We start from the raw sequence: 25,680 nt of genomic DNA, 5'->3' as shown, positions 1-25,680 counted from the left end.
CTTCGACGGAACAGCGAACGCGTTCAGGGACGGGTGGCACGGGCTCTCCACTGTACAGCGCGGGAAAATGCGGGGTTTAGTCCTACGATTGCTTCAGTGGCGAGACGGCCGGCGGCTGCGCGCGGGGGAGGGCCGAGCAGCGCCGCCGTGCATGGATCAGCCGGCGGCGCGCACACCGATGCTGTGCTTGCTGAGGAGGCGGTACAGGGTGGCGCGCGAGACGCCCAGTTCGCGCGCGGTCTTGCTGATGTTGCGGCCGGTGCGTTCGAGGCAGGCGCAGATGATGTTGCGCTCGGCGCTGGCGCGCGACGTGTCCAGCCCCCCGCTCACCGGGCCCAGGCCGATGTGGTTCAGGCCCAGGTCCTCGGGCGTGATCAGCTCGCCTTCGGCCAGCACCATCGCGCGCCGCACGCGGTTGATCAGCTCGCGCACGTTGCCGGGCCAGTCGTGGCTGCGGATGGCCTGCAGCGCGCGGTTGGAAAAGCCCTTGAGCTGCGGGCTCTTTTCGTCGCAGTACTGGCTGAAGAAGTGCTCGGCCAATTGCATCAGGTCGTCGGCGCGCTCGCGCAGCGGCGGCACGCTGACGGGGATCACGCTGAGGCGGTAATACAGGTCTTCGCGGAAGGAGCCGCGCTCGACCGCGTCCTGCAGGTCGATGTGGGAGGCGGCGATCACGCGCGCATCGACCGGGATGCTGCGGGTGCCGCCCACCCGGTAAATGGTTTTCTCCTGCAGGAAGCGCAGCAGGTTGACCTGCAGGTCCTTGGGCAGGTCGGCGATCTCGTCGAGGAAGATGGTGCCGCCGTTGGCCGATTCGATCAGGCCGACTTTTTCCTTGGCGGCGCCGGTGAAGGCGCCGCGCTCATGGCCGAACAGTTCGGTCTGGATCAGGCTGGCGGGCATCGCGCCGCAATTGATGGCGACAAAAGGGCCGTCCGACATCGGCGAGTGCGAATGGATTTCATGCGCCGTGACTTCCTTGCCGCTGCCGCTTTCGCCCCAGATCAGCACCGGCGCGCTGACGCTGGCGATGCGGCGGATCTGGGCGCGCAGGCGTACCACCGACGGGCTTTCGCCGGTCAGCGCGCGGCTGCTGTCGAAGCGCAGTGCCGGCGCGGCGCGTTCGCGCAGGTCGGCCAGGCCGTGGGCGTGTCCCAGCGTATGGTTCAGCAGCAGGTGCGAGACCGGCAGGGTGTGGAAGTCGTGCAGGTGGTCGCTGGCGAGGTCGCGCCAGGCCGGCTGCTGCATCGTGCCGGACTCGAACACGCCGACCCAGCGGGTGTGCCAGTGGATGCGCAGGAAGGCGCACAGCGCCTCGGTGTCGTGGCCGCCGCCACGGTCGAGCACCATGCCGACCAGGTAGCGCTGCTGGAGCAGCGCGCGCGAGGCGTCGGCGATCGAGGACACGATGCACAGGTCCCAGCCGCGCAGTTTCCCGCAAGCCGACTGTACCGCGCCGGCTCCGGCCGGCGAAATGCAAAGCAGACGTTTGATGCTCATGCTAGAGGCGTTTCCCAGATAATCCGGATGTGCGCTAACGCGGTCGATGCGGAGGCAGGCCGGGCTTATTATTAACTTTACCGGGCGAACGGAGCACAAGGCGCGGCTTTTATGCAGCACTGCAAATCCGGTTCATGAGAATAGTCGCCTGCGTATTCTTATTCGTCCTGGCGAGTTTGGCGTTACCAAGTCTATACCTGTCGCCGATGCCGCACGCTTTGTCGATCTTACTTTATTTTGAATACGCGGCGAATATGCAACAATCGCATACGGGCCGCCGTTGCAGGGCTTATGCATATTCGGTGTAGGCAATGGACCGGCGTTTGGAATAATTCCGCGCAAACACTTCTATGTTATCCGCGAGAATCAGGATGCTGCGCGCCGATTATCCGTGCGCGAATATGGCTGAGTAGGGGAGATAATATGCCGTACCGTGTTTTATTCAACGCGGCACGGTATATCGATAACTGTGCAGGAGATTAAAGCGCGGTGCGCAGCGAAAATAATTCGGGGAACAGGACAACGTCCAGCATCTTGCGCAGGTAGCTGACGCCGGCGGTGCCGCCGGTGCCGGTCTTGAAGCCGATCACGCGCTCGACCGTGGTGACGTGGCGGAAGCGCCAGAAGCGGAACGCGGTCTCGAGGTCGACCAGCTTCTCGGCCAGCTCGTACAGCGCCCAGTACTTGTCCGGCTGCTGGTACACGCTCAGCCATGCGGCCTTGACCGATTCGTCGGCCACGGTGGGCTGGGTCCAGTCGCGGTCGAGGCGATCCGCGGCGATGTCGAAGCCGCTGCGCGCCAGCAGCATGATCGCTTCGTCGTAGACCGACGGCGCGTGCAACTCGCGTTCGAGTACCTCGTAGGCGTGGGTGGTCTTGGTGTGCACCGCCAGCAGCGCGGCGTTCTTGTTACCGAGGATGAATTCGAGCTCGCGGTACTGGTGCGACTGGAAGCCGGACGAGGCGCCCAGGTAAGGGCGGATCGCGGAGTACTCGGGCGGGGTCAGGGTGGCCAGCACGTCCCAGGCATGCACCAGCTGGTCCATGATGCGGGCCACGCGCGCCAGCATCTTGAAGGCCGGCGGCAGCTCGCCGGCGCGCAGGTTGGCGCGCACCGCGTGCATCTCGTGCAGCATCAGCTTGAGCCACAGCTCGCTGGTCTGGTGCTGGATGATGAACAGCATCTCGTTGTGGTTGGGCGAGCGCGGATGCTGGGCCGTGAGGATCTGGTCGAGGCCGAGGTAGTCGCCGTAGCTCATCGCCTCGGTGAAATCCATCTTGGCGCCGTGCCAGGAGGCCGGGTCTTTTTTATCGTCGGTGGACATGGCGGTTTTTTCTCCGTGGTTCAGGCTAGGTGACCGCGCCGCGGCTGGCGTTGACGTCGTAGGCGCGCTGGTCGAGGATATCGCGCAGGATCTCCACCGCGTCCCAGACGTCGGCGAAGCTGGTGTACAGCGGCGTGAAGCCGAAGCGCATGATGGCCGGCTCGCGGTAGTCGCCGATCACGCCGCGCGCGATCAGGGCCTGCATCACCGCGTAGCCGTGCGGGTGGGTGAAGCTGACCTGGCTGCCGCGCGAGGCATGCTCGCGCGGGGTCACCAGGCCAAGCGGGTGGCTGGCGCAGCGCTGTTCAACCAGGTCGATGAACAGGTCGGTCAGCGCCAGCGACTTGGCGCGGATGGCCTCCATCGTGGTCTCGGCGAACACCTCGAGGCCGCATTCGACCAGCGCCAGCGACACCATCGGCTGGGTGCCGCACAGGGCGCGGCCGATGCCGGAGCAGGGTGCGAAGTCGGGCGCCATCGCGAACGGCGCGGCGTGGCCCCACCAGCCCGACAGCGGCTGGGTGAAGGCGGCCTGGTGGCGCTCGGGCACCCAGATGAAGGCCGGGGCGCCGGGGCCGCCGTTCAGGTATTTATAGGTGCAGCCGACCGCGAAGTCGGCTTCGGCCGCGTGCAGGTCGACCGGCACCGCGCCGGCCGAGTGGGCCAGGTCCCACACCGTCACCGCGCCCTGTGCGTGGGCGTGGGCGGTCAGGGCCGCCATGTCGTGCTGGTAGCCGGTGCGGTAGTTGACGCCTGTTAGCATCAGCACCGCGCAATCGGCATCGACCGCGGCCGCGATCTCGTCGGCGCTGTCGACCAGGCGCACGCTGTAGCCGCGGTCGAGCCAGGCCGACAGGCCCTGCGCCATATAGATGTCGGTCGGGAAGTTGCTGCGCTCGGTAACGATGACCCGGCGCGCGCTGCCTGCGCCATGGGCCTGCAGGTGGACGGCGGCGGCCAGCGCCTTGAACAGGTTGAGCGAGGTGGTGTCGGTGACCACCACTTCACCGGGCCGGGCGCCGACCAGCGGCGCCAGCAGGTCGCCCAGGCGGCGCGGCATGTCGAACCAGCCGGCGGTGTTCCAGCTGCGGATCAGGCCGGTGCCCCATTCGTCGGCGATCACCTGCCGGGCCCTGTCCAGCGCGGCTATCGGGCGGGCGCCCAGCGAATTGCCGTCCAAATAGATAACGCCTTGCGGCAGGTCGAAGCGCCCGCGCAGTGGCGCGAGGGCGTCCCGGGCGTCGCGCGCGACGCAGTCTTGTCTGGTGCTCATGTGCCGCCTTGTTCCATTGCAAAGTGCTGGGAGTGTACCAAGAATCCGCCCGCTACCGCCATTAAGCGATACCTATTTTTGTGTTTTTGCCATAGTTTTGTATCGGAATTCGCCTCTCATCCAGGCCGCCTGCAAAAACGTTCAAATTTTCTTGCGACCAACCCCAAAGTTTCCCGGAGCCGGGCCGTTACCCGTGTCAGGCGCGGGGTAATTCGTAACTTTTTGAAAGAAATTCAAAAAATTTCGTGTAAACCCCTAAAGTTCTGGAACATCAAGCCGTTAAAGAGTCAGACGAGGCGCTTTGGATGCTTGTTGAGATTTTTAAAAATTTCTTCAAGTTAAGCCTAAAGTTCCACGAAGCCTTGACGTAAACGGTGCAAGACGACAAAAAGTCCGCGCCGCAGGCCGGCAGCTTTTTGTACTGTCATATACAACTTGCCAAGCCCCTTTTCATAGGGGAGTCACCAAGATTCGAAGGGTTCTGTCAGACGAACTCCTACGGGTCGGCCTCGTCATTCTCCTGTCCAAAATACAGATCCCCGCCTATTCTCGATTTGTTGCCCTGAGTCCAGAATATATCTCACTGGCAACACAAACAAAGAGCCAGCTTAAACGGATCGAGGAGATGGAAATGACGGCGAATGACATGATGGCGGAAATTCGTGATGCAAACCTGAGCTACCTGATGCTTGCGCAGCAGATGATTCGGGCCGACAAGGTCACGGCAATCTTCCGCCTCGGCATTTCCGCTGAAATCGCCGACCTCATCGAAGGCATGAGCAATGCCCAGATCCTGAAGCTCGCCGGCGGCAACATGATGCTGGCCCGCTTCCGCTTCGACGACAGCGCCATCCTGTCGATGCTGACCAACTACAACAAAGACCGTTCCCTGGCCCAGTCGCACGCCGCGATCCTGATGGCCGGCCAGCCGGTCGAAGAAATCGCCTGATTCTTGCAGTCGTTGTAGCAGCATTAACAAGTTCAAAGTCGGAGAGTAGCAAAATGACCAAGAAAAGCGTCGTGTCGGAAGCCCAGGAAATCCAGCTCGCCATCGAACTGATCCAGCTTGGCGCCCGCCTCCAGCTGCTCGAAACCGAAGTCTCGCTGTCGCGCGAACGCCTGCTCAAGCTGTACAAGGAACTGAAGGGCATGTCGCCGCCAAAAGGGATGCTGCCGTTCTCGGCCGACTGGTTCCTGACCTGGCAGCCGAACATCCATTCCTCGCTGTTCGTCAACATCCACAAGTTCCTGGTCGACTACGCCGGCGCCACCGGCATCCACGCGGTGATGAAGGCTTACAAGCTCTACCTCGAACAAATGCCGCCTGCGCCGGGCGAAGAGCCGGTGCTGTCGCTGACCCGGGCCTGGACCCTGGTGCGTTTCTTCCAAAGCAAGATGCTGGCCGTCGCCCCTTGCGACAAGTGCTCGGGCAAGTTCGTGGTCAACTGCCTCGACCTGAACCAGGGCTACCTGTGCGGCCTGTGCCACATGCCTTCGCGTGCCGGCAAGACCAAGAAGTCGAAAGATGCCGAGGCGTTGCTGGCCGCCTGATGCGCCGCAATCCCCGTCTTCCCGTAAAGGGCAGGGCATGAGCCTTGCCCTTTTGCGTATCTGGCGTACCCCCGCGCTGCAGGCGCTGCTGATCCAGGCCGGCGCCGCGGCACCAATGCTGGCGGCGGTGTTCCTGCTGGCGCGCGCCGGCGTTTCCGTCTCCTATCTGGGCGTCGCCGCCATCCACGGCCTGGCCGCCGCCGCCCTCACGTGGTGGCGCGGCCTCGCGCCATGGTGGCGCGCGATCCAGTTCCTGTTCCCGCTGGCGCTGTACGGCGCACTTCAAGCAGCGCTGCCGAGCTGGCTGTTCGCGGCCGCCTTCCTGTTCCTGCTGGCCCTGTACTGGTCGACCTTCCGCACCCAGGTGCCTTACTACCCGTCCGGCAAGCCGGTGTGGGAGGAGGTGGCCCGGCTGCTGCCGCAAGGCCGGCCGGTGGCGATGATCGACATCGGCAGCGGGCTGGGCGGGCTGGTGCTGGAGCTGGCCAGGCGCCGGCCCGATTCGGCCTTCACCGGCATCGAGCTGGCGCCGCTGCCGTGGCTGGCCAGCCGCCTGCGCGCCTGGCTGTCGGGCAGCCGCGCGCGCTTCGTCCGCGGCGACTACGAGCACCTCGACTTCGCCGGCTTCGACGTGGTGTTCGCCTACCTGTCGCCGGCCGCGATGGGGGCGCTCTGGCGCAAATGCAGCAGGGAGATGCAACCCGGGTCGATGCTGGTCAGTTATGAATTCCTGATAACGGAAAAAGCGCCGGATATTAGCATCCAGCCAAAAGGCTGTCGTTCAAATATTTACGCATGGCACTTTTAGACGACAATAGGGGGCTTTTTACTTGCCCGGTGTCCATTCTCAAGTTATTGTGGTTCCGTACGTAAATAATTGAGTCGAATGCTGTCTGCCGCACCCCGCGCATCGCATCCTCCAGAACAAAAAATCCTTGGGAGTTCCTGTTGTTAGTAATCATCGGATACGTCATCGTCTGCGCTTCTGTGTTTGGCGGCTTTGCGGCCAGTGGAGGTCACCTGGCCTCGCTGTTCCAGCCGCTGGAGCTGGTCATGATCGGCGGCGCCGCGCTCGGCGCCTTTTTTGTTGGTAACAACGGCAAGGCGATCAAGGCCACCATGAAGGCGCTGCCGACCGTGCTCAAGGGTTCGCGCCACACCAAGGACCTGTACATGGAACTGATGTCGCTGCTGTTCGACGTGCTGTCCAAGGTTCGCAAGGAAGGCCTGATGTCGATCGAAGGCGACATCGAGACTCCGGCCGAGAGCCCGCTGTTTTCCAAATACCCTGGCGTGCTGGCCGACCACCATATCGTCGAATTCATGACCGACTACCTGCGCCTGATGGTGTCGGGGAACATGGACGCCTTCCAGATCGAAAACCTGATGGACAACGAGATCGAGACCCATCACCACGAGGGCGCGGTGCCGGCCCACGTGATCGCCAAGCTGGGCGACGGCCTGCCGGCCTTCGGTATCGTGGCGGCGGTGATGGGCGTGGTGCACACGATGGAATCGGTGGGCATCCCGCCGGCCGAACTGGGCATCCTGATCGCCAAGGCGCTGGTCGGCACCTTCCTCGGTATCTTGCTGGCCTACGGCTTCGTCGGCCCGCTGGCCAGCCTGCTGGAGCAGAAGCTGGAAGAAGACGCCAAGATGTTCCAGTGCGTGAAGATCACCCTGCTTGCCAGCCTGAACGGCTACGCGCCGGCGCTGGCGGTGGAATTCGGCCGCAAGGTGCTGTACTCGACCGAGCGCCCTTCGTTCGCCGAACTGGAAGAGCACATCAAGAAATCGAAGGCGAAGTAAGGGCTGCATTCCAGTCCTTGCCGATACAACCCACATGACTACCCGGAGCCACTATGGCGGATGAAGGCCTGCGCCCCATCGTCGTCAAGCGCATCAAGAAGACGGCAGGCGGCCACCACGGTGGCGCCTGGAAGATCGCCTATGCCGACTTCGTGACGGCGATGATGGCCTTCTTCCTGCTGATGTGGCTGCTCGGCTCGACCACCAAGGGCGACCTGAACGGCATCTCGCAATTCTTCCAGACCCCGCTGAAGGTGGCGATGTCGGGCGGCTCGGGCAGCGGCGACAGCTCGTCGGTGATCCAGGGCGGCGGCACCGACCTGTCGCGCCGCACCGGCCAGGTCAAGCGCGGCGAGATGACCCCGGAGAACAAGACCTACGACCTGCGCGCCGCCAAGGCGATGGTCGAGAAGGCCGAGGGCGAGCGCCTGAAAGCCCTGAAGGCGAAGATGGAAGCGACCATCGAGGCCAACCCGCTGCTGAAGAAGTACAAGAACCAGCTGCTGCTGGACTTCACCAGCGAAGGCCTGCGCATCCAGATCGTCGACGAGAAGAACCGCCCGATGTTCGAGCTGGCGCGCGCCGAGCTGCAGCCCTACACGCGCGAGATCCTGCACGTGATCGCGATCGTGCTGAACGATGTGCCGAACAGGATCGGCCTGTCCGGCCATACCGATTCGACCCCGTACATGAGCGACGCCGGCTACAGCAACTGGGAACTGTCGGCCGACCGCGCCAACGCCTCGCGCCGCGAGCTGATCATGGGCGGCCTGTCGGACGCCAAGATCATGCGCGTGGTGGGACTGGCCTCCGCCGCCCACCTGGACAAGGCCGACCCGTTCAACCCGATCAACCGCCGCATCAGCATCATCGTGATGAACAAGAAAACCGAAGAAGCGGTCATGCGCGACAGCGCCGCGATCGAGGTCGACGCCGAGCCCGTGGCGGCAGCCCAGGTGGCCCAGGCGGCAGCAGGAACGGCGTTGGCGCCATCGGCGGCAGCGGCGCCTGCGCCGGCGGCCGCGGCCCGGGCGCAGTAGAGAAAGGGGACGGAAGGAGATGCCGATGACAAGAAAAAAAATTCTGGGTTCGCACGTGAAGCGCCTGCTGTCGGGCGTGTCCGACCACGGCCGCCGCCACCTGACCGAGGTCGAGACCGACCTGCGCCAGACCGAGCTGCTGCTGGAGGAGGCGATCGGCAAGCTGACCACCAGCTTCATGGCGATCCACAGCGCGGTGGACGACCGCCAGGGCACGATCAACCTGCTGCTGGCCGGCGGTACCCCGAGCGCCGAAGACAGCGCGCGCCTTGGCGCGATGACGGGCGAGATCGGCGTGCACGTGAACACCGCGATCACCAGCATGCAGTTCCAGGACATGACCAGCCAGCTGCTCGACCGCACGCTCAAGCGCGTGACCGGGCTGCGCGAATTCCTCGACACGGTCGGCACGCACGGCGAGAATTTGCTGCCCGACAGCGGCAGCGAAGAGATCGCCGACCTGCTGGGGAAGGTGGGCATGGCGCTGGCGATCCAGTCGCTCGAACTGCGCACCGCCTTGCGCAAATCCGTCAATCAGCATCATCTGGAAAGTGGCGACATCGAGCTGTTTTGATGGCGCAGTCTTACGTTTAACGACCACGGGACAGTATCCCGATTCGAACAAAAACAGGAGCACATATATATGGCAAAGACAATTCTCGCAGTCGACGATTCCAGTTCCCTGCGCCAGATGGTCGCTTTCAGCCTGAAGGCGGCCGGTTACCAGGTGGTGGAAGCGGTCGACGGCCAGGACGGCCTTGAAAAGGCAAAGCAGCAGGTGGTCGACTTGGTGCTGACCGACCAGAACATGCCGCGCATGGACGGCCTGTCGCTGATCAAGCTGCTGCGCGGCCTGCCGGAATACCAGAAGGTGCCGATCCTGATGCTGACCACCGAATCGTCCGACGACATGAAGTCGCAAGGCCGCGCGGCCGGCGCCAACGGCTGGCTGGTCAAGCCGTTCGACCCGCAGCGCCTGATCGAAGTAGTGAAAAAAGTAATCAGCTGATCGACGGCCGGGAGCACGAGCAATGAAGCATCGCGAAATGCATGGAGTCTCATCATGACGATCGACATAAGCCAGTTTTTCCAGGTCTTCTTCGATGAAGCCGAGGAACTGCTGGCTGAAATGGAGAGGCTGCTGCTGGCGGTCGACATCGACGCGCCTGACGCCGAGGACCTGAACGCCATATTCCGCAGCGCGCACTCGATCAAGGGCGGTGCGTCGACCTTCGGCCTGGCCGACATGACGGACGTAACGCACATCCTCGAATCGCTCCTGGACCGAATCCGCAAGGGCGAAATGGCCCTGACCGCGGAGCATGTCGACGCCTTTTTGGCGGCCAAGGACATCCTCAAGATGCAGCTCGACGGACACCGCAACGGCGCCCACGTCGACCAGGACGCGGTGGCCGACGTGCGCATGATGCTGCAGGAACTGTCGCAGGCCGCCGACGGCGGCGCCGCGCTGCCTGCCGCCGCCCCGCATGCTGTAGTGGCTTCGTTCGCGAAGCAGGGCGCCGGCAAGGCCGCCGTGGGCGAAGGCGCGCGCCGCTTCCGCATCGAACTGCCCAAGGTCGAGCAGCGCGACGTCAACGCGCTGGCCGACGAAGTCGGCCTGATGGGCCGCGTGAAGGTCGCGCCGATCGAAGGCGGGCGCTCGGCCATCATCGTCACCACCCATGAAAGCCTGGAAGACATCATCGCGATCTGCTCGTTCGTGCTGGACCCGGACGACCTGAAGATCTTCGAAGCGCCGGCGCTCACGCCCGAACAGCGTGCGATCGAGGACGCCGCTCGCGCCAAGGTCGAGAGCGACCAGGGCTACGGCTTCTTCGACGACGACGACGAGCCCGCCGCCGCCGACGACGGCATGTCCGACGACGAGCGTGGTTACGGCTTCTTCCAGCCGATCGAGCAGATCCGCGCCGCCGCCGCAGCGGCACGCCCGGCCGAGAAGGCCGCGCCGGTTGCGAGCCAGGATATCGAGGCGGCCGAGAAGAAGGCAGCCGGCAAGAAGGACCCCGCGCCGCCGCAGGGCGCCGAGTCGTCGTCGATCCGCGTGTCGATCGAGAAGGTCGACCAGCTGATCAACCTGATCGGCGAACTGGTGATCACCCAGGCCATGATCGAGCAGCGCAGCGACGCGCTCGACCCGATGGTGCACGAGCGCCTGCTGTCCTCGGTCAGCCAGCTGACCCGCAACACCCGCGACCTGCAGGAAGCGGTGATGTCGATCCGGATGATGCCGATGGACTTCGTGTTCTCGCGCTTCCCGCGCATGGTGCGCGACTTGGCCGGCAAGCTTGGCAAGAAGGTCGACTTCATCACCAACGGCGCCGCCACGGAACTGGACAAGGGCCTGATCGAGCGCATCGTCGACCCGCTGACCCACCTGGTCCGCAACAGCATCGACCACGGCATCGAGATGCCGGAAGTGCGGCGCGCGGCCGGCAAGACCGACGCCGGCCGCCTGTTCCTGTCGGCCTCGCACCAGGGCGGCAACATCGTCATCGAAGTGGCCGACGACGGCGCCGGCCTGAACCGCGAGCGCATCCTGGCCAAGGCTGCCCAGAACGGGCTGGCGGTGTCGGACGCGATGAGCGACGCCGAGGTCTGGCAGCTGATCTTCGCGCCCGGCTTCTCGACCGCCGAAACCGTGACCGACGTGTCGGGCCGCGGGGTCGGCATGGATGTCGTCAAGCGCAACATCGCCGCGATGGGCGGCAGCGTCGAGATCCGTTCGGCCAAGGGCTTCGGCACCACCATGTCGATCTCGCTGCCGCTGACCCTGGCGATCCTCGACGGCATGTCGATCCGCTGCGGCGAAGAGATCTACATCCTGCCGCTCGGCTTCGTGGTCGAGTCGCTGCAGCCGTCCGCCGAGGATATTCGCGACATCGCCGGCCGCGGCCGCGTGCTCAAGGTGCGCGGCGAATACCTGCCGCTGGTGCCCTTGTACCAGATGTTCGACATCGCGCCGCGCTTCACCGACCCGTGCGAGGGGATCGTCGTGATCCTCGAATCGGACGGGCGCAAGTCGGCGCTGTTCGTCGACGAGCTGGTCGGCCAGCAGCAGGTGGTGGTCAAGAACCTCGAATCGAACTACCGCAAGGTCACCGGCATTTCCGGCGCCACCATCCTGGGCGACGGCGGCGTATCGCTGATCCTGGACGTTTCGGCCCTGATCCGTTCGTCGCGCCAGCTGGCCGGCGACACCATTTTTTCGTAAATCTACCTTTATCCAACACGCAGATAGGAGTACACCATGTCCCTCACCGCAAACCTCATGAAGACCGGCGACGCCAAGGATGGCGCAGGCAGCGAGTTCCTGGCCTTCACCCTCGGCTCGGAAGAATACGGCATCGACATCCTGAAAGTGCAGGAAATCCGCGGCTACGAAGCGGTGACCCGCATCGCCAACGCGCCTGAATTCATCAAGGGCGTGATCAACCTGCGCGGCATCATCATCCCGGTGGTCGACATGCGCATCAAGTTCAACCTGGGCACCCCGACCTACGACCAGTTCACGGTCGTGATCATCCTCAATATCGGCGGCCGCATTATGGGCATGGTGGTCGACAGCGTCTCCGACGTGACCACGCTGAGCCCGGACCAGATCAAGCCGGCTCCGGAAATGGGCAGCGCGTTCAACTCGGACTACATGATCGGCCTGGGCACGATCGACGAGCGCATGCTGATCCTGGTCGACATCGACAAGCTGATGTCCTCGGGCGAAATGGGCCTGATCGACAAGATGGCCGCTTAAATGCCGGCACCGGCCGCGATTCGGCGGCCGGGCAATTGAACACAGGTGAAATGACGTGGGGCCATCAAAGCAGGAAACGGTCAAGGAATTCTCGTTCACGCGGAGCGACTTCGAACGGGTGCGGGCGCTGATCTACCAGCGCGCCGGCATCTCGCTGGCCGACAGCAAGCAGGAGATGGTATACAGCCGCCTGGCGCGGCGCCTGCGTGCGACCGGCATCGCCTCGTTCCAGCGCTACCTGGACGATTTGGAAAGCGGCCGCCTGGGCGAGGAGTGGGAATCGTTCACCAACGCCCTGACCACCAACCTGACCTCGTTCTTCCGCGAAGCCCACCACTTCCCGCTGCTCGCCGAGCACGTGAAGAAAAAGGCGCGCGGCGCGCCGATCACGATCTGGTGCTCGGCCAGTTCGACCGGCGAAGAGCCGTATTCGATCGCGATGACGGTGTGCGAAGCCTTCAACACGCTCGCGCCGCCGGTGCAGATCATCGCCACCGACATCGACACCAACGTGCTGCAGGTGGGCGCCAACGGCGTGTACCCGATGGAGCGCATCGGCAAGCTCGAACCCGAGCGCCTGCGCCGCTTTTTCCTGAAGGGGAAGGGGGCGCACGAAGGCATGGCGCGGGTGCGTCCCGAACTGCGCCAGCTGGTGACGTTCAGTCAGCTGAACCTGCTGGCCGACGGCTGGCCCCTGAACGGCCAGTTCGACGTGATCTTCTGCCGCAACGTGATGATCTATTTTGACAAGGCGACCCAGCGCAAGATCCTGGCGCGCTTTGTACCCCTGATGAAGCCGGACGCGCTGCTGTTCGCCGGCCATTCGGAGAATTTCCTGTACGTATCGGAATCCTTGAAATTGCGTGGCAAAACGGTTTACGAGCTCGACGCCCGTGCCGCTTCCCGATAGTCGCAGCGAAATGAGATTGACCCATGAACTCGAAAGAACAATTCGCCACGAACGTCTATTACGACAGGACGTTTGACTGCGACGCCGCCAAGATCCTGCCGGGCGAGTACTACTACACCAGCCGCGACATGCTGATCGTGACGGTGCTCGGTTCGTGCGTGTCGGCCTGCATCCGCGACCGCGCCACCGGCCTGGGCGGCATGAACCACTTCATGCTGCCCGACGGCGGCGGCGACCCGCACAGCCCGGTGTCGGCATCGATGCGCTATGGCAGCTTCGCGATGGAAGTGCTGATCAACGACCTGCTCAAGGCAGGCGCGCGGCGCGAGAACCTGGAAGCCAAGGTATTCGGCGGCGGCGCTGTGCTGCGCGGCTTTACCGCGATCAACGTGGGCGAGCGCAACTCGGCCTTCGTGATGAACTTCCTGAAGACCGAGGGCATCCGCGTGCTGGCCGAGGACCTGAACGACATCTATCCGCGCAAGGTGTACTTCTTCCCGCGCACCGGCAAGGTGATGGTCAAGAAGCTGATGCAGACCCATAACGACACGCTGGCGCGGCGTGAACTCGATTACGCCAGCAGGCTCAAGGTCCAGCCGGTGGGCGGCGAAATCGACCTGTTCTAATCATACTGAAAGCCAGCCATATGAAGACCAAGGTACTGATCGTGGACGACTCCGCGTTGATCCGCAGCGTCATGAAGGAGATCATCGGCAGCCAGCCCGACATGGAAGTGGTGGGCGTCGCGCCCGACCCGATCGTCGCGCGCGAGCTGATCAAGCAGACCAACCCGGACGTGCTGACGCTGGACGTCGAGATGCCCAAGATGGACGGCCTCGACTTCCTCGAAAAGCTGATGCGGCTGCGCCCGATGCCGGTGGTGATGGTATCGTCGCTGACCGAACGCGGCTCGGAAATCACGATGCGCGCGCTGGAACTGGGTGCGGTCGACTTCGTCACCAAACCAAAGATCTCGATCCAGAGCGGCATGCGCGAATACACCGACCTCATCGCCGACAAGATCCGCGCGGCGGCCAAGGCGCGCATCCGCGCGCGCACCGTCGCCAGCGGCGCGGCGCCGGGCGGCGCCTTGCCGGCGCTGCGCAATCCTTTGACCTCGTCGGAAAAGCTGATCATCATCGGGGCGTCGACCGGCGGCACCGAGGCGATCCGCGAATTCCTGATGCAGATGCCGTCCGACTGCCCGGGCATCCTGATCGCCCAGCACATGCCGGAAGGCTTCACTTCCTCGTTCGCGCGCAGGCTCGATTCGCTGTGCAAGATCAGCGTGCGCGAAGCGGCCGGCGCCGAGCGCATCCTGCCCGGCCACGCCTACATCGCGCCGGGCCACTCGCACCTGCTGCTGGCCCGCTCGGGCGCCAACTACGTGACCCGTGTCGAGCAGACCGATCCGGTCAACCGGCACCGGCCGTCGGTCGACGTGCTGTTCCGGTCCGCTGCGCTGTCCGCCGGTAAAAACGCGGTAGGCGTGATATTGACCGGGATGGGCAAGGACGGCGCCGCCGGCATGCTGGAAATGAAGGCTGCTGGCGCGTACAACTTTGCCCAGGACGAGGCGTCCTGCGTCGTGTTCGGCATGCCGCGCGAGGCGATCGCGCTGGGCGCCGCCCATGAAGTTGGCGCTTTGACAGCATTGCCCGGCATGGTCCTTAATTATCTTGCAACGCAGGGCAGCAGGGCGTTGCGCGTTTAAGTGCGACGGTGTTTTTTTGCGGTCACTTTGTTCGCTCAGAGCAACAAAAATGCTATGCTTTAGGCCTGCAATGTCGTGGCAGCGCCCATCAACAACAGAGTAAGAGAATCAACGGAGTAATTATGGCTGATCCAAAGATGAAGTTTTTAGTAGTGGACGATTTCTCGACGATGCGCCGCATTGTCCGTAATCTGTTGAAGGAACTGGGTTACTCCAACGTCGACGAGGCTGAAGACGGCGTGATGGCCCTGGCCAAGCTGCGCAGCGAGCAGTTCGACTTCGTGGTGTCGGACTGGAACATGCCGAACATGGATGGCCTGACCATGCTGCAGAACATCCGTTCCGATCCGGCACTGGCCAAGCTGCCGGTACTGATGGTGACCGCGGAAGCCAAGAAGGAAAACATCATTGCCGCGGCCCAGGCCGGCGCCAATGGTTATGTGGTCAAGCCATTCACGGCCGCTACGCTGGACGAGAAGCTGAACAAGATTTTCGAGAAACTCGAAAAAGTCGGAGCTTAAATGGCTGAGCACAACGCCGTGGGCGCTATCCTCGGGAGTGGCGCCGCGGAAAGCGACGCCGGTGTGCACGACGAGTTCATGAGCCGGATCGGCCACATGACGCGCGCGCTGCACGAGAGCCTGCGCGGACTGGGCCTCGACAAGCTGATCGAGAAAGCCGCGTCCGACATCCCGGACGCGCGCGACCGCCTCGACTACGTGGCGCGCCTGTCCGAACAGGCCGCGCAAAAAGTCCTCAACGCCACCGACGCGGCCAGCCCGCTGCAGGACACGATCACGTCCGGCGCGGCGGGACTGGCGTCGTCGTGGCAGGCACTGCTGGACGGCCCCGGCGGCGACGCACAATGGCGCGCGCTGGCCAGCCAGACCATCGCCCAGCTGGAACAGTCGAAGCTGGCGGCAGGCGCCACCAAGGGCCACCTGATGGACATCATGATGGCGCAGGACTTCCAGGACCTGACCGGGCAGGTGATCACGCGCGTGACCACGATCGCCCAGGGCCTGGAACAGCAGCTGGTGCAGCTGCTGGTCGATTTCGCGCCTGCCGAAGTCAAGCGCGAGCTCGACAACGGCCTGATCAACGGTCCGCAGATCAACCCGACCGGCCAGGACGTGGTCTCGAACCAGGGCCAGGTCGACGACCTGCTGGACAGCCTGGGCTTCTAAGCGAGCGTCGGACGCGAGTCCGCCGGCCGACCCCTAGCATCACTGGCAAAGCAAACCATGCATCAAACAAACTTTATCGTTCGCGAACCGCTGCTCGATCCGAAGCAGCGCGTGATTGGCTATGAATTGTCGTGGCAGCAGCATGCGGGACAGCTTGCCACCGACGCCGACATGGAAGCCCTGGTCGGCTTCGTGGCCGAGAATGTCAATGACGAAGAGCGCGGCTGGCTGCTGCGCGACAAGGTGCTGTTCCTCGACGCCGTGCCGGCCATGCTGTCGACCGACGCGCTGCATGACATGCCGCCGGAACGCACGGTGCTGACGCTGAGGGCGGGCGACCTGTCCGACCCGGACACGCTGGCCGCGGTACAGGGCCTGCGCGCGGGCGGCGTCGGCATCTCGGTGCGCGAAGGCGACGTCACCCAGCTGGGCAAGCATATCGGCCGCAGCGCTTCCTACGTCGAAGTGCGCTTCTCCGGCGCCGACGTGGCCGCGCAGGCGCGCACCTACGCCGCGCTGAAGCAGGCATCGGTGCGCATGGTGGGCCGCCCGGTGACCACCTGGGCCGATTTCGACGCCTGCGCCGCGCTCGGCCTCGACGCCTTCGTCGGCAAGCTGCACCTGACCCCGCGCCCGGGCAACCCTGTCAAGGGCATGAACCCGGCCCAGACCATCATCCTGCAGCTGATGACGATGGTGCAGAACAACGAAGACATTCCCAGGATCGAAGGCGTACTCAAGCGCGACCCGGCATTGTCGTACAAGCTGCTGCGCTTCATTAACACCGCCGGCTTCGGTTCCGGCCGCGAGATCCAGTCGCTGCGCCAGGCCATCACGATGCTCGGCTATGCGCCGCTGTACCGCTGGCTGACCCTGCTGCTGGCCACCGCGAGCTCCAGCGGCTACTCGCCGGTGCTGATGGAAACCGCTGTCATCCGCGGCCGCCTGGCCGAGCTGCTGGGACAAAAGTTCATGCCGCGCGGGGAGGGCGAAAACCTGTTCGTGTGCGGCATGTTCTCGTTGCTTGACCGCCTGCTGGGCCTGCCGATGAAGGAAGTGCTCGACACCATTCCGCTACCGGACGAAGTGGTGCGCGCGCTGCTGACGCGTGGCGGCTCCTACGGGCCTTACCTGGCGCTGGCCGAGGCATGCGAGCTGAATTCGAACCTGGTGGCGTCGCTGGCGTCGTCGCTGGACATCAGCCCGGAGGATGTGAACAGGATGCACTTGCAGGCGCTGGCCTGGGCGCAAAACGTCACGGCCTGAGTGGTGGCGCTGTCCGGCTGACGAAAACACCGGGGTCAGGTCTGGTTTAATCCATCACCGCGTGTAGTTCCTCGCTGATTTGGCGGCAGCTCTCGCGCAGCGCGTCGACGAACCGCGCCATGCCGGGTGATTCCGGCCGGAACAGCGGGGTGACCATGTTCACCGAATACGGAATCGAGTGCGAGAAGCGCCGGATCTGCAAGCCTAGGCCCGTATATTCCAGCGCCGTCAGCGGGTTGACGATCGCAACCCCGACCCCGAGATTGACGGTCGCGCAGACAGCCGCCGCGCTGTGTGTCTCCACTACCATCCGCCGTTCTATCCCCGTGGTGCGAAACAGGCTGTCGACCTTCTTGCGGTACGGATCGGCGGCCGCGAGGTAGATGAAGTCCTGGCCGGAAAAATCCTGCGGCGTCAGTACGCGTTTTTCGCACAGCGCGTGCCCCACCGGCAGCACGCAGACCACATCTTGCACCAGCAAAGTCTCCAAGCGCGTGCCCTGCGGCGTGCCCGGATCTTCCGTCAGCCCCAGATGGTAGCTCTGGCTGGTAAGCGATTCCTGCAGTGCCGGCGTCTCCAGCGGCGTGACGTTGAGACTCACTCCGGGGAACTTGCTGCGGAATTGCTGGCTCGCGCGCGGCAGCAGCGTGCTGGAAAACGCGGGCAAGCACGCGACCGCGATCTGCCCGTGCCGGAAATGACGGATCGCCTCTGCCGCATTGCCAATCCGTTCCAGGCCGAGGTAGCTGCGCTGCACTTCGTCGAACAGCATCAGGCCATGTTCGGTCGGCACCAGCTTGCCGCCGCTGCGCTTGAACAGCGTCAGTTGCGACAGCTTTTCGAACCGGCTCAATTCCCGGCTGATGGTGGGCTGGGACGTATGCAGCATGGCCGCGGCGCCGGTCGCGCTGCCGCTCGTCATTACCGCCCAGAACACCTCGACATGGCGAAAACTGAAGTCCATCACGTTTATCCATTCTGCATTAAGTGGCATAAGAGCATATCAGAAATGAATAGTACGCGTAAATATTGATATTTTCTTCACGCTGCCATTCCGGTAATAATGTATTTATTCGAAGTACAAGATAAGAGCAGAAAAGATGAAATACCGTCGCTTTGGCCGCATGAACTGGCAAGTTTCCGATGTCGGTTACGGGATGTGGGGCGTCGCTGGGGCGAGGGCGGCTGGACCGGCGCCTCCGACCGCACCGGCATGGAAGCGCTGCACCACGCCATCGAGAGCGGCTGCAACTTCTTTGACACGGCCTGGATCTATGGCCGCGGCCACAGCGAAAAGATGCTCGGCGCCGCCTTGCGCGACCATCCGCACAAGAAGCTCTACGTCGCCACCAAGGTGCCGCCCAAGAACCGCGCATGGCCGTCGCGCCGCGGCGACCGCCTCGACGCCATTTTTCCGCCCGACCATATCGCAGAGTACGTCGAGAAGAGCCTCGCGGCTCTGGGTACGGACTCGCTCGACCTGTTGCAGTTTCACGTATGGGAAGATGCCTGGGCCAACGACCAGTCCTGGATGCGCGCGGTCGACGAGCTCAAGCGCACCAAGCTGATCGGCGCGGTCGGCATCAGCGTCAACCGCTGGGAGCCGCTCAACGTGATCGACACACTCAAGACGGGCCTGATCGATTCGGTACAGGTCATCTACAACATTTTCGACCAGGCGCCGGAAGACCAGCTGTTCCCTCTGTGCCGCGAACTCGACATCGGCGTCATCGCCAGAGTGCCGTTCGACGAAGGCTCACTGACCGGCGCGTTGAGCGCCAGCACGACTTGGCTCGAGGGCGACTGGCGGGCCAGCTACTTCGTGCCCGAGAACCTGGTGCCCACCGTCGCCCGCGTCGAGGCCCTGCGCGCCGCCTTGCCCGGCGACGCCCCGCTGGCGCAAACAGCCCTCCGTTTCATCCTGGACAACGACGCCGTCTCGACGGTCATTCCCGGCATGCGTTCGATCGCCCATGTGGACGCCAACCTCGCGTGCTCAGAGCTCGGGCCGCTAACCGAGCCCCTGAGCCGGCTACTGCGCCAGCACCGCTGGGACCGCGAGCCGACCTGGTGGTCGCAATAGCAAACTCCAGCGGGGGCTATGCGCCCGTTTTCATCCATCGCAGCATCCATAAGGACATTATCTTGAAATTCGCTGAACTCCAAGGCAAGAAGATTGGCATCTGTGCATCGGGGGGGCTGGTCAGCTTGTTCATCACCCAGCGCCTCAAGGAAGAAGGCGTCGGCTACGAGCAATTCATCGTCGACATCGGCCAGCCGGGCGAAGAGGCGCACGCCTATTGCTCGGATAATATCGACCTGATGCAAGGCACCAGGGTCATCGACCTCAAGGAAGACATCGCCCAGGTATTCCTGCAGGCGGTGCGGGCCCAGGCCCAGTACGACGGCGGCTACTGGAACACCACCGGCATCGCGCGGGCAGTCACAGTCAAGGGCCTGGTCGCCGCCCTGCGTTCGCAGCAGTGCAATGTGCTGGCGCACGGCGCGGTCCATGGCGGCAATGACGAATTCCGCTTTACCTACTACCTGAAGATGTTTGCGCCGGAAATCATCCCGTTCTCGCCTTGGGAAGACCCGACGACATCGGACCGCTTTCGCACCCGCGCCGCGATGGGCGACTTCGTGGCCGACGCCGACCAGGCGCTGATGCGCAGTAAGGCACACCATTCGGTCGACGCCAACCTCGGTGGCGTGTCGCATGAAAGCCGCGAAGTCGAGCTGCTGTCGAATTCGACCAACTCAATCGCGCCGATCATGGGCGTGCGGGTAGCCGATGCGCCCGACCAGCCGGAGCGCTGCACGATCGTCTTCAAGAACGGTCTGCCGGTCGAGATCAACGGCCAGGCCGTCAGTGCCTACCAGGCCATCGCCATGGCGAACCAGATCGCCGGGCGCAACGGCGTAGTGCTCAAGAACGTGCTGGAAAACCGGATGAACGGCACCAAGGGCCGTGGCCTGTACGAGTCCCCGGGCCTAGACCTGCTCGGCACCGCCGCGCGCCACCTGTTCCAGGCTACCGTTGACAAGGACGGCTGGGAGCTGATGCGCTTTCTGTCGCCCTTCATCGCGCGCCAGACCTATGCGGGACGCCTGTACGACCCGGCGACCCAGATCGCCCTGGCCAGTGCCGAGGAACTGACCGAGAACGCCAGCGGCGTCGTCGAGATGCTCGCCTTCAAAGGCACCTACCTGGTCGACCGCGTGCGCGACTACAGCAAGTCGCGCTTCACCGCGCAGCAGTTCCGATTCGCCCATGGCGGGCAGAAGTGGATTACCGAAGCGGTAGCGTAAGCGCCGGCGCCCGAGGATGAAAGGATGAACATCTATATGCCTAAGCGTCTGTTCGTGATGTGGGCGCCGCCGCGATCGCTGTCCACCGCGTTCGTGCGGATCGTCGCCGCGCGCGCGGACTTCACGATCCTGCACGAGCCCTTGTGCGATCTGGCCGCCTGCGGCCACTATCTCGACAAGCGCGCGGGCGCGCCGGCGCACCAGGTCGACAGCGCACAGGCGCTGTTCGACTACGTCGAGCTGCTGCGCCGCGACGGCCAGGTGTTCATCAAGGACACCTGCGAGTATGCCTACGACGACGTGCTGGCGGGGACGGCGTACCTGCGCGACGCCACCCACGTGTTCATGCTGCGCGACCCGGAAAAGGTCATCAACTCGCACTACCACATCAACCCCGACCTGCGTTGCGCCGAAGTGGGCTATGAGCACCTGGCGCGCGTCTACAAGCTGGTGCGGGCTGAATCGCACAACGCGCCCCTATTCGTCGACGCCGACCAACTGGCCGCGGACCCCGACGGGACGATGGCGCGCTTTTGCGCCAGCGCCGGACTGGCGCACATGCCTGACTCGCTGCGCTGGGAGGGCGGCCATCTGGACGTGTGGGAGCGCACCCGGCGCTGGCATCTGGATGCGGCCAACAGCACGGGCATCGCCCTGATCGAACGTCGGTACGCGACGCGGGTCGACAACCACGAACTGCTGCGCGACTTCTATCGCGCCAACCTGCCCTTCTATGAATATCTGAAGCAGCAGGCGGAAGGCCGCCACCCATGAGCGCGCAGCTGAAGGCGGGCGCGCCGGCCTTGACCCCGCAGGCCTTTCCGGTCGTGCGTTCGATGCGCGCCGAGCGTCTGCGCCAGAAGCCCTGCGTGCTCTGGTTTACCGGTCTGAGCGGCGCAGGCAAGAGCACGCTGTCCGGCCTGGTTGAAGCGAGCCTGTTCAAGCGCGGCTACCTGACCTATGTGCTCGATGGTGACAATGTGCGCCACGGCCTGTGCAACGATCTCGATTTCAGCTACCAGGCGCGGATCGAGAACATCCGCCGCGTCGGCGAGGTCAGCAAGCTGTTCGTTGATGCAGGGCTGATCGTGCTGACGGCCTTCATTTCGCCATTCGCCCGCGACCGCGCACTGGTGCGCGAATTGATCGGCGAGGACCAGTTCGTCGAAATTTTCGTCAACGCTTCACTCAGCGTATGCGAGGCGCGCGACCCTAAGGGCTTGTACCGCAAGGCCAGGAATGGAAGCCTGCCGCACTTCACCGGCGTGGACTCGCCTTACGAAGCGCCGCAGCTCCCGGACATCGCGCTCGACACCTCCACGATGCCGGCCGCCGAATGCGCGCAAAAAATCGTCGACTACCTGCATCAGGGCGGCTGGCTGTTGTCCGGCGCTGTAGCGCGACCTCATGAACACTCTTAGGAAAATCAGATGGACTACTTCAATTACGTCGACGGCGAACTGCATATCGAGGGCGTGGCCGCCCGCCACATCGCGGAGGAACACGGCAGTCCTGTGTACGTGTACAGCGCGCAGACGTTCAGGGACCACTTCGCGGTGCTCGAGAACGCCTTCGCCGGCATCGCGCCGCTGATCTGCTTTTCGGTCAAGAGCTGCAGCAATCTGAGCGTGCTCAAGCTGCTGGTTGACCAGGGCTGCGGGCTCGACGTCGTCAGCGGCGGTGAGCTGTTCCGCGCGCTCAAGGCGGGCGCGCCCGCCGACAAGATCGTGTTCGCCGGTGTCGGCAAGTCGCGCGATGAACTGGTCCAGGCGATCGACGCGGGGGTATTCCTCTTCAACGCCGAGTCGGAGGCCGAACTGCTGCGCATCGACGCCGTGGCCAGCGCCGCAGGCAAGCGGGTCAAGGCGGCAATCCGCGTAAATCCCGACGTTGCCGACGCCGACACGCCTGAAAAAACCTCCACCGGCGGACGCCAGACCAAGTTCGGCGTGCCGATCGAACGCGCCGACGTGCTGTTCGAGGCGGGCCGCTACAGCAACGTCGACGTGGTCGGCATCCACATCCATCTCGGCTCGCCGATTCCGGCGGCCAAGACCTATCTGGCGGCGATCGACAAGGTTGAACAGATGGTCGACCGCCTGGAGGCGGGCGGGCGCCAGATCGAATTCATCAACGTCGGCGGCGGCTTCCCGGCACAGTACCGGACCGAAGCCAAGCCGGTCTGCTCGCTCACTGACATGGGCGACGCGATCTGTACGCGCCTGCAAGGGCTCAAGGCGCGCGGCAAACATTTCATCATCGAACCGGGCCGCTCGATCAGCGCCAACGCAGGCATCCTGCTGACCACGGTGGAATACATCAAGCAGGGATGGGAGCGCAAGATCGCGATCGTCGATGCGGGCATGAACGTCCTGTTGCGCCCGACGCTATATGGCGCCAGCCACGTGATCTGGCCGGCCCGCTTCAACCGATTCGGCGGCCACTGGACCGCGCTGCCGCGTGAAGACGCACTCGCCGACGCGGGGCTCGAAGCGATCGACATCGTCGGCCCCATCTGCGAAACAGGTGATTACTTCGCGCTTGGCCATGCACTGCCGGTGCTCGGTGGTGGCGACCTGCTGGCGATCTATTCCTGCGGCGCCTACGGCATGAGCATGGCCAGCCAATACAACTCGCGCGGCCGTCCGGCGGAAGTGATGGTCGATGGTGGCAAGGCGCGCGTGATCCGCACCCGCGAAAATCACGCCGACCTGGTGGCGCACGAGTTGTGCGGTCTGACCGGAGCTCACCATGCAGGATAAATTCGTACTGATCGTCGACGCCTATTCAACCGGTGCCGAGCTCGCGCCGAAATTGCGCGCGCGCGGCGTCGCGTCGATACACGTCCAGAGTACGCAGACGATCCCGGCGGACTTTCTGCCTGGCTTCCGGCCGGACGACTTCACCGTCAATATCGTCTATCGCGACCTGCCCGATTGCCTGGCACGGATCGAGGCTGTGTTCGCTGGCGCGAAGCCGTCCTGGGTGATGGCCGGCACCGAGACTGCGGTGGAACTGGCCGACCTGCTGGCGGCGCAATTCGGATTGCCCGGCAATCCCGTTGCCAGTTCGCGCAGCCGGCGCGACAAGTACGACATGGCGCGCGCGCTCGCCAAGGCCGGTCTGGCGACGCCCGCCTGCCTTCGCACCGATGACCTGCAGGCTCTGCTCGACTGGGCCGGGCAGCGCGCCAGCTGGCCGATTGTGGTCAAACCGCTTGCCAGCGCTGGCAACGACAACGTTTTTTTCTGTAATAGCCCGGACCAGCTGCGCAGCGCCTTTGGCGCCATGTTCGGACAGCGCAACCGCATGGGCGAGATCAACACCCATGTGCTGGCGCAGACCTTTCTGCGTGGCACCCAGTATGTCGTCAACAGCGTTTCGATCGATGGACAGCACTATTTTTCCGATATCTGGATCGACCGCCGCAAGGTGATGCCGGGCGCATCGAACATCTACGACTGCGAGGAACTGCTGGCGGCCACGGGGGAAGTCCAGAATCGCCTGACCGGCTACATGCGCAAAGTGCTCGACGCGCTGGAGCTGCGCAACGGACCCGCGCATTCCGAAGTGATGATGACCGAATTGGGACCCGTGCTGATCGAAACCGGCGCGCGCCTGCAGGGAAGCATGCTGGAGCAACCGGTGATCGACGCGCTTGGCGCGAGCCAGATCACGCTGGCCGTTGAACGCTGCTGCGACCCGCAAGCGTTCTTGCGCCGCCTCTCTCAACCCTACACACTCACAAGGCACGTGATGTGCGTGGCGCTCATTTCGAACCAGGCAGGCATCGTCGACGACGTCTCCGGTTTCGAGGCGGTGCGCAAACTGGCCTCGTATGCCTGCCATTTCCACACGCCGATTCCGGGCGATGAAATCAGGTGCACGACCGATCTGTTCTCGATCCCGGGCGTGGTGTACCTGAGCCACGCCGACCAGGACGTGCTGCGGCGCGATTACGACACCATCCGCGCGCTGGAACGGGCAAAGCGCATGTTCTCGGTCTGCCAGGCCGAATTCGCATAGCGAGGAAACCCATCATGAAGCGCGAAACCACCGCCATCTTGCCGGCGACGGCGAACTACCGTCCGGTCGCCGCACTGTGCTTCGTTGCGGCCTATGCAATCCTTGCCGCAGCCAACGGCGTGACCGCTGCCATGCTGCTGCAGCAGATAGATATCGCCGCGTTCACTTTCCTCAGCTTCCTGTGCGCGGCCTTGATGTTCCATGGCGTTCGCCGTTACCGCGAGCGACGCGGACCAGCGAATGTGCTGGCGCTGAGCCTCGGCTGGCGCGAGCTGGCCGCCCTGAACCTCTCGACGGCTGCCAGCTGGATTCTGATGTATGTTGCTTACGCCAATATGGAACCGGCGGTCGCCGCCACGCTGATGTGTTCAGTTGGCCCCTTCGTGGCGATCGCTTTCGAGAAGAAGAGTGAGCACCCGGCCGGCCCGCGATGGGCACTCGCAGGCGGTTTCCTGGCTGGCGGCGCGGTGCTGTTCTATGGCAGCCTGACGGGACAGTCTGCCGTCAGCGGCTTCGATCCGGGCAGGATCGCGCTCGGCGCGGCGGCCTCAGTCGGCTGTGGCTACTTCATGACCCTCAGTACCGTGTACCTGAAGCGCCTGAGCGCGCGCGGTTTTCGCACCGACCAGGTCATGTCGCACCGTTTCTATCTGCTGCTCGCGGCAACCGGTGTGTATGCGCTCTGGAACGGCACCTTGCTGGCTACCGCAATGCGCGACAGTGCCATCATCGCCACGCTGTGCAGCGTCGGCGTGGTGATACCGATGGTTTTGCTCCAGCGCGGCATCACGCTCGGTTCCCCGTTCCTGACTATGGTTGTCATTGCCGCGGCGCCGCTTGCCAGCATCGTACTGCAGCTGTTCGACGGACGACTCGCCATTTCGACGTTCTCAGTGATCGGCGTCGGTATGAGCTTTGCCGTCAGTGTCGCCGCCATTCGCATCATCCTGGCGCCCAGGCGCCCCGTTTAATCCAGCTTTTCTCTTGAGGGTTTCAGC

General features: G+C 63.9%; 26 protein-coding genes. 22 read left to right on the top strand and 4 right to left on the bottom strand.

The features are described from left to right. Positions 1–156 precede the first annotated feature (156 nt). The 3 genes from D3872_RS15300 to kynU form a co-directional block, all read right to left on the bottom strand. Entirely contained in the window at positions 157–1,500 is a 1,344-nt protein-coding gene (locus D3872_RS15300; protein WP_119811610.1) for a sigma-54 dependent transcriptional regulator, read from the bottom strand. Between the two features lie 479 nt (positions 1,501–1,979). Beyond that, positions 1,980–2,825 (bottom strand): tryptophan 2,3-dioxygenase, encoded by an 846-nt coding sequence (gene kynA / locus D3872_RS15295; RefSeq protein WP_119811609.1) that lies wholly within the window; start codon positions 2,823–2,825, stop codon positions 1,980–1,982. Between the two features lie 25 nt (positions 2,826–2,850). Further along, positions 2,851–4,098, bottom strand: a complete 1,248-nt coding sequence (gene kynU, locus D3872_RS15290) for a kynureninase (RefSeq protein ID WP_119811608.1) — start codon at positions 4,096–4,098, stop codon at positions 2,851–2,853. A gap of 631 nt (positions 4,099–4,729) precedes the next feature. Here kynU and flhD point away from each other — a divergent pair. The 15 genes from flhD (at position 4,730) to D3872_RS15215 (ending at position 17,344) form a co-directional block, all read left to right on the top strand. Next, the gene (flhD, locus tag D3872_RS15285; protein WP_119811607.1) at positions 4,730–5,047 is read left to right on the top strand and encodes a flagellar transcriptional regulator FlhD; all 318 of its coding nucleotides are present in this window, start codon (positions 4,730–4,732) and stop codon (positions 5,045–5,047) included. Positions 5,048–5,100: 53 nt separating this feature from the next. Beyond that, a complete protein-coding gene (gene flhC / locus D3872_RS15280; RefSeq protein ID WP_119811606.1) occupies positions 5,101–5,649 on the top strand; it encodes a flagellar transcriptional regulator FlhC in 549 nt (182 codons plus the stop codon). 37 nt (positions 5,650–5,686) lie between these two features. Beyond that, the gene (locus D3872_RS15275; protein ID WP_119811605.1) at positions 5,687–6,457 is read left to right on the top strand and encodes a class I SAM-dependent methyltransferase; all 771 of its coding nucleotides are present in this window, start codon (positions 5,687–5,689) and stop codon (positions 6,455–6,457) included. Positions 6,458–6,597: 140 nt separating this feature from the next. Further along, positions 6,598–7,458: a flagellar motor stator protein MotA gene (gene motA, locus D3872_RS15270; RefSeq protein ID WP_119811604.1), complete on the top strand. Its 861-nt coding sequence runs from the start codon at positions 6,598–6,600 to the stop codon at positions 7,456–7,458. Positions 7,459–7,511: 53 nt separating this feature from the next. Then, a complete protein-coding gene (gene motB / locus D3872_RS15265; RefSeq protein ID WP_119811603.1) occupies positions 7,512–8,498 on the top strand; it encodes a flagellar motor protein MotB in 987 nt (328 codons plus the stop codon). 25 nt (positions 8,499–8,523) lie between these two features. After that, on the top strand, positions 8,524–9,072 hold the full coding sequence (locus D3872_RS15260; protein ID WP_119811602.1) for a chemotaxis protein: 549 nt from the start codon (positions 8,524–8,526) through the stop codon (positions 9,070–9,072). Positions 9,073–9,141: 69 nt separating this feature from the next. Next, positions 9,142–9,507, top strand: coding sequence for a response regulator (locus D3872_RS15255; RefSeq protein WP_119811601.1), 366 nt, complete (start codon positions 9,142–9,144; stop codon positions 9,505–9,507). Positions 9,508–9,561: 54 nt separating this feature from the next. Beyond that, on the top strand, positions 9,562–11,730 hold the full coding sequence (gene cheA, locus D3872_RS15250; protein WP_119811600.1) for a chemotaxis protein CheA: 2,169 nt from the start codon (positions 9,562–9,564) through the stop codon (positions 11,728–11,730). A 36-nt stretch (positions 11,731–11,766) separates the two neighbouring features. Continuing rightward, positions 11,767–12,267 carry a chemotaxis protein CheW gene (locus D3872_RS15245; RefSeq protein ID WP_119811599.1) on the top strand — a complete coding sequence of 167 codons (501 nt, stop codon included), beginning with the start codon at positions 11,767–11,769 and terminating at the stop codon, positions 12,265–12,267. 55 nt (positions 12,268–12,322) lie between these two features. Continuing rightward, complete coding sequence (locus D3872_RS15240; protein ID WP_119811598.1) at positions 12,323–13,177, top strand: CheR family methyltransferase; 855 nt, start codon at positions 12,323–12,325, stop codon at positions 13,175–13,177. Positions 13,178–13,200: 23 nt separating this feature from the next. Next, a complete protein-coding gene (cheD, locus tag D3872_RS15235) occupies positions 13,201–13,803 on the top strand; it encodes a chemoreceptor glutamine deamidase CheD (protein ID WP_119811597.1) in 603 nt (200 codons plus the stop codon). A 20-nt stretch (positions 13,804–13,823) separates the two neighbouring features. Continuing rightward, complete coding sequence (locus D3872_RS15230; protein WP_119811596.1) at positions 13,824–14,891, top strand: protein-glutamate methylesterase/protein-glutamine glutaminase; 1,068 nt, start codon at positions 13,824–13,826, stop codon at positions 14,889–14,891. Between the two features lie 122 nt (positions 14,892–15,013). After that, complete coding sequence (cheY, locus tag D3872_RS15225; protein ID WP_119811595.1) at positions 15,014–15,412, top strand: chemotaxis response regulator CheY; 399 nt, start codon at positions 15,014–15,016, stop codon at positions 15,410–15,412. Continuing rightward, a complete protein-coding gene (gene cheZ / locus D3872_RS15220) occupies positions 15,413–16,078 on the top strand; it encodes a protein phosphatase CheZ (protein ID WP_119811594.1) in 666 nt (221 codons plus the stop codon). It begins immediately after the preceding gene. A gap of 57 nt (positions 16,079–16,135) precedes the next feature. Continuing rightward, positions 16,136–17,344, top strand: a complete 1,209-nt coding sequence (locus D3872_RS15215; RefSeq protein WP_119811593.1) for an EAL and HDOD domain-containing protein — start codon at positions 16,136–16,138, stop codon at positions 17,342–17,344. Positions 17,345–17,390: 46 nt separating this feature from the next. Here the strand turns inward: D3872_RS15215 and D3872_RS15210 are convergent, their stop codons facing one another. Continuing rightward, a complete protein-coding gene (locus D3872_RS15210; RefSeq protein ID WP_182915816.1) occupies positions 17,391–18,308 on the bottom strand; it encodes a LysR family transcriptional regulator in 918 nt (305 codons plus the stop codon). A 195-nt stretch (positions 18,309–18,503) separates the two neighbouring features. Here D3872_RS15210 and D3872_RS15205 point away from each other — a divergent pair, with 195 nt between their 5' ends. The 7 genes from D3872_RS15205 to D3872_RS15175 all read left to right on the top strand — a co-directional run bounded on the left by D3872_RS15205 (position 18,504) and on the right by D3872_RS15175 (position 25,653). Beyond that, the gene (locus tag D3872_RS15205) at positions 18,504–19,427 is read left to right on the top strand and encodes an aldo/keto reductase (RefSeq protein ID WP_220476944.1); all 924 of its coding nucleotides are present in this window, start codon (positions 18,504–18,506) and stop codon (positions 19,425–19,427) included. A 62-nt stretch (positions 19,428–19,489) separates the two neighbouring features. Then, a complete protein-coding gene (locus D3872_RS15200) occupies positions 19,490–20,656 on the top strand; it encodes an argininosuccinate synthase domain-containing protein (protein WP_182915815.1) in 1,167 nt (388 codons plus the stop codon). A gap of 36 nt (positions 20,657–20,692) precedes the next feature. Beyond that, positions 20,693–21,430 (top strand): sulfotransferase-like domain-containing protein, encoded by a 738-nt coding sequence (locus D3872_RS15195; protein WP_147373895.1) that lies wholly within the window; start codon positions 20,693–20,695, stop codon positions 21,428–21,430. Further along, positions 21,427–22,077, top strand: a complete 651-nt coding sequence (gene cysC / locus D3872_RS15190) for an adenylyl-sulfate kinase (RefSeq protein WP_119811589.1) — start codon at positions 21,427–21,429, stop codon at positions 22,075–22,077. The genes D3872_RS15195 and cysC overlap by 4 nt, the downstream gene beginning before the upstream one ends. 9 nt (positions 22,078–22,086) lie before the next feature. Continuing rightward, entirely contained in the window at positions 22,087–23,418 is a 1,332-nt protein-coding gene (lysA, locus tag D3872_RS15185) for a diaminopimelate decarboxylase (protein ID WP_119811588.1), read from the top strand. Continuing rightward, a complete protein-coding gene (locus D3872_RS15180; RefSeq protein WP_119811587.1) occupies positions 23,408–24,682 on the top strand; it encodes an ATP-grasp domain-containing protein in 1,275 nt (424 codons plus the stop codon). Before lysA ends, D3872_RS15180 begins: the two co-directional genes overlap by 11 nt. Before the next feature lie 14 nt (positions 24,683–24,696). Then, on the top strand, positions 24,697–25,653 hold the full coding sequence (locus tag D3872_RS15175) for a DMT family transporter (RefSeq protein WP_119811586.1): 957 nt from the start codon (positions 24,697–24,699) through the stop codon (positions 25,651–25,653). Positions 25,654–25,680 lie beyond the last annotated feature (27 nt).

This window comes from Massilia cavernae, assembly GCF_003590855.1.
Taxonomy (GTDB): domain Bacteria; phylum Pseudomonadota; class Gammaproteobacteria; order Burkholderiales; family Burkholderiaceae_D; genus Telluria_A; species Telluria_A cavernae.
This window is presented reverse-complemented; position numbering and strand designations above follow the sequence as displayed.

What these genes read in the sequence shown, in the direction of transcription:
- D3872_RS15260 (WP_119811602.1), top strand. Translation starts at nt 8,524, where the DNA reads ATGACAAGAAAAAAAATTCTGGGTTCGCACGTGAAGCGCCTGCTGTCG.
- flhD (WP_119811607.1), top strand. Translation starts at nt 4,730, where the DNA reads ATGACGGCGAATGACATGATGGCGGAAATTCGTGATGCAAACCTGAGC.
- D3872_RS15230 (WP_119811596.1), top strand. Translation starts at nt 13,824, where the DNA reads ATGAAGACCAAGGTACTGATCGTGGACGACTCCGCGTTGATCCGCAGC.
- D3872_RS15175 (WP_119811586.1), top strand. Translation starts at nt 24,697, where the DNA reads ATGAAGCGCGAAACCACCGCCATCTTGCCGGCGACGGCGAACTACCGT.
- D3872_RS15180 (WP_119811587.1), top strand. Translation starts at nt 23,408, where the DNA reads ATGCAGGATAAATTCGTACTGATCGTCGACGCCTATTCAACCGGTGCC.
- kynA (WP_119811609.1), bottom strand. Translation starts at nt 2,825, where the DNA reads ATGTCCACCGACGATAAAAAAGACCCGGCCTCCTGGCACGGCGCCAAG.
- D3872_RS15275 (WP_119811605.1), top strand. Translation starts at nt 5,687, where the DNA reads ATGAGCCTTGCCCTTTTGCGTATCTGGCGTACCCCCGCGCTGCAGGCG.
- D3872_RS15245 (WP_119811599.1), top strand. Translation starts at nt 11,767, where the DNA reads ATGTCCCTCACCGCAAACCTCATGAAGACCGGCGACGCCAAGGATGGC.
- D3872_RS15210 (WP_182915816.1), bottom strand. Translation starts at nt 18,308, where the DNA reads ATGGACTTCAGTTTTCGCCATGTCGAGGTGTTCTGGGCGGTAATGACG.
- motB (WP_119811603.1), top strand. Translation starts at nt 7,512, where the DNA reads ATGGCGGATGAAGGCCTGCGCCCCATCGTCGTCAAGCGCATCAAGAAG.
- cysC (WP_119811589.1), top strand. Translation starts at nt 21,427, where the DNA reads ATGAGCGCGCAGCTGAAGGCGGGCGCGCCGGCCTTGACCCCGCAGGCC.
- lysA (WP_119811588.1), top strand. Translation starts at nt 22,087, where the DNA reads ATGGACTACTTCAATTACGTCGACGGCGAACTGCATATCGAGGGCGTG.
- cheD (WP_119811597.1), top strand. Translation starts at nt 13,201, where the DNA reads ATGAACTCGAAAGAACAATTCGCCACGAACGTCTATTACGACAGGACG.
- D3872_RS15215 (WP_119811593.1), top strand. Translation starts at nt 16,136, where the DNA reads ATGCATCAAACAAACTTTATCGTTCGCGAACCGCTGCTCGATCCGAAG.
- D3872_RS15195 (WP_147373895.1), top strand. Translation starts at nt 20,693, where the DNA reads ATGCCTAAGCGTCTGTTCGTGATGTGGGCGCCGCCGCGATCGCTGTCC.
- D3872_RS15300 (WP_119811610.1), bottom strand. Translation starts at nt 1,500, where the DNA reads ATGAGCATCAAACGTCTGCTTTGCATTTCGCCGGCCGGAGCCGGCGCG.
- D3872_RS15255 (WP_119811601.1), top strand. Translation starts at nt 9,142, where the DNA reads ATGGCAAAGACAATTCTCGCAGTCGACGATTCCAGTTCCCTGCGCCAG.
- flhC (WP_119811606.1), top strand. Translation starts at nt 5,101, where the DNA reads ATGACCAAGAAAAGCGTCGTGTCGGAAGCCCAGGAAATCCAGCTCGCC.
- cheA (WP_119811600.1), top strand. Translation starts at nt 9,562, where the DNA reads ATGACGATCGACATAAGCCAGTTTTTCCAGGTCTTCTTCGATGAAGCC.
- cheY (WP_119811595.1), top strand. Translation starts at nt 15,014, where the DNA reads ATGGCTGATCCAAAGATGAAGTTTTTAGTAGTGGACGATTTCTCGACG.
- cheZ (WP_119811594.1), top strand. Translation starts at nt 15,413, where the DNA reads ATGGCTGAGCACAACGCCGTGGGCGCTATCCTCGGGAGTGGCGCCGCG.
- kynU (WP_119811608.1), bottom strand. Translation starts at nt 4,098, where the DNA reads ATGAGCACCAGACAAGACTGCGTCGCGCGCGACGCCCGGGACGCCCTC.